At 61.4% G+C, this 2,580-nt stretch carries 2 protein-coding genes; both read left to right on the top strand.

The annotated features are described in order from the left end of the window. Positions 1–108: 108 nt before the first annotated feature. Complete coding sequence (locus tag ASG32_RS33175) at positions 109–996, top strand: AAA family ATPase (protein ID WP_157862118.1); 888 nt, start codon at positions 109–111, stop codon at positions 994–996. 389 nt (positions 997–1,385) lie between these two features. Then, positions 1,386–1,868 (top strand): hypothetical protein, encoded by a 483-nt coding sequence (locus tag ASG32_RS31010; RefSeq protein ID WP_157862117.1) that lies wholly within the window; start codon positions 1,386–1,388, stop codon positions 1,866–1,868. Positions 1,869–2,580 lie beyond the last annotated feature (712 nt).

Raw genomic sequence — 2,580 nt, 5'->3', positions numbered from 1 at the left:
TCGGTCGCATCGAGGAGTACGCATACCGTCTGAGCCATCGCCCAGCCTCGCACGCCTCACCGCCCGCGTGAATCCTCCGTCCGCGTCACTGCACTAGCCAACATACAGGTGCTCGGCGTCGATACCGTCCGCCTTACGCTGACGACCGGCGCCGACAGAGCGCCGACGATCAATCCAGGCGGATTGGCCGCGCTACAGCAGTACATTGAAGCGGCACGAGCCGATGTCGTTATCCTCGACCCGCTCGCGCCCCTCATACCGGTGGGTCTGAACGACAATGGCCTGATCGCAAGCCTGATGGCACAGGTGAAGGCGCTAGCAGTTCAGGGCAATTTTTCCCTGCTCATTATCCACCACTTCAAGAAGGGCGGGGATGGGAGCGCAGAAGCTGTGGGTGGAGCGTCCGCAATCGTCAACCATGCCCGCGCAGCCTACACGATAGATGTCATGGATGTGCGTGATGCGGCAGCTTTCGGGATCATGCCGTCAGAGCGGTGGCGTGTGCTTCGTGTCACGGATCTAAAGCTTAATCTGGCACCGCCAGCAGGCGAGACCGATTGGCTAAATCTTGAAAGTGTGATTTTGCCAAATGCTGCGCCACCCGACTATCCGAATGGCGAAAGCGTCCAAGCTGTAACGCGCTTCAAACCGCCACCCATGGGAATGGCTACTTCCGGCGCACTGGACCCTGCGCATGTTGCGCGCATCGAAGCCGATTTCCTCGCCAAGGTGCGGGAAGCGCAGAACGCCGGCCGCGCGTTCTATGTCACCAAACATGGTGCGAAATCGTCTGGCATTCCTGCGGCGGTCAGTGCGCTGGCGGACATTATCCGCGGCGTAACCAGCAGAACCACACGTGACTGCGACGCGCTCGCAGAACCGATCCTCGCGGGCTTTCTGTCCCGCGGCCTCGTTGAGGATGCACAGATCACCAATCCAAACCGCCACAAGCGACGCGGATTGGTGATCGGACCCAACGCCCCGGTCGGCTCTTAAAAGTGAATTGCGTCAGTTGCGCCAGTCATATGGTGGGAGCATCGAAAAAGGCACTGACGCAACTGACGCAGCGCCAGTTGCGTCAGTTGTGCGCCAGTGCTCTCGAATGGACCTCCGACGCACTAGCGCATTCGCGACTGCCAGCCGCCTTCCAGGCGCGCTGCGTCAGTTGCGCTGGGGGTTATAGGGGGATCTGACGCGCGCATATCTAGCGCACACTTCCAGGGCGATTTGATTTACTCCCAAGAAGGTCGATATGCCGCCTTAGATCCGATTATATTATTGGGCATCCGGCAATCAGCGCACTAGCGCAAAACTATCTCCGCGGATTGCCGGAAAGTTTGACTTCCCGATTTCGAACCCTTCGGCCTGAAAATTGGAGTGGCATCGTGCCCAGCGAAAATACCGGGGCTAACAATTCTGCGCCCCATGCCTCATTCGTTGAAACCCTTCAGGCGAGGAGCACCCGCGCCGCCGACCCGAAGGATCACCGCACATGGCCCGTGGCGCTCGGCCGCCTCCGAGGTCACCGCGACGAGACCAAGGGCGTCGAGTGGCTATTCAGCCGCGAGGTGTACGACCGCCTGGGCCTCGATCCGCGGGAGCGCTACCAGGGTCGGACCCCGCGCCGCGTGGCCGCCGGGATGAAAGCTCATGGCTGGACACGGCAGCTCGTCGGGCCGCGAAGCGCCAGGGAGAGCGGGTTCAGCCGCGCGCTTCGTGAGGATCGTGCCGCGTCAGAGGCGCCGACATCGCCCCATCATGAGGAGGCGGTGGAAGCCTTTCGGGGCACCCTCAACCGTCTGATTGGAATGGGGCTGTCCGGCACGCAGCTCGATCAGGCCTACGATGTGGCTCGGGGAGCGGCCTGATCGAGATGCAGCCCGAATTTCGTGCGACAATCTCCCCTGGAGCAATCCGCCAAGGAGCAGGCGATGCCGCGCGATAGAAAGTCAGCCGACGATCCGGCCGCTGAGCCGCTTGGAGCGCAGCCCGTCAACGCGGGCGGTCTACCCACCCCCAATCAAACCGCGTCGCTCCCGCCGATCATGGCTGATCCGTCTTGGGTGTTTGCGGAACAGCCACCGAAGGATGGGCGCCCACCCGCCCCCCGGATGAGCATACTCAAGCGTTTTGCCAGCTTGGACGACCGGGCGGCGAAGACAGAGGCGGTTGAAAGCCAGCCAAACGCCCTGCTGGCCACACAGGAAGGTCGAGGACAGGCGCGAAACCCTGAGAAGCAAGGTGTCGGCTAGTCTGGAACCGCCCCGGCCACTGGCGGCCCCTCTAGGGCCGCGCAAATGGCAAATCAAAAATCGATATTCAAAATGTTGTTCCGGGAACACGAGCGGCGACATAAATCCAGCAGGATCTGAAAGCCGCTCGCCAACCGACCGATTAAAGCCCAATCCGGCCTATCTCACGGTCGATAACAGCGATGAAGCTAATCGTGGATGTCCCGTGTCTGCCTTAACCCGCTACCTCTTCCTAGTGCACTGACTCAGACAGATGGTTCAGGGGATCGGCTGACGGCGGCGAGGATGTCGGTAGCCGGCTTGGTCCAGACGAAGGGTTTGGCGCTCC

It is taken from the genome of Methylobacterium sp. Leaf361 (assembly GCF_001424445.1).
Classification (GTDB): domain Bacteria; phylum Pseudomonadota; class Alphaproteobacteria; order Rhizobiales; family Beijerinckiaceae; genus Methylobacterium.
Note: the sequence above shows the minus strand (reverse complement) of the source record. Positions and strands in the feature narration are given on the sequence as shown.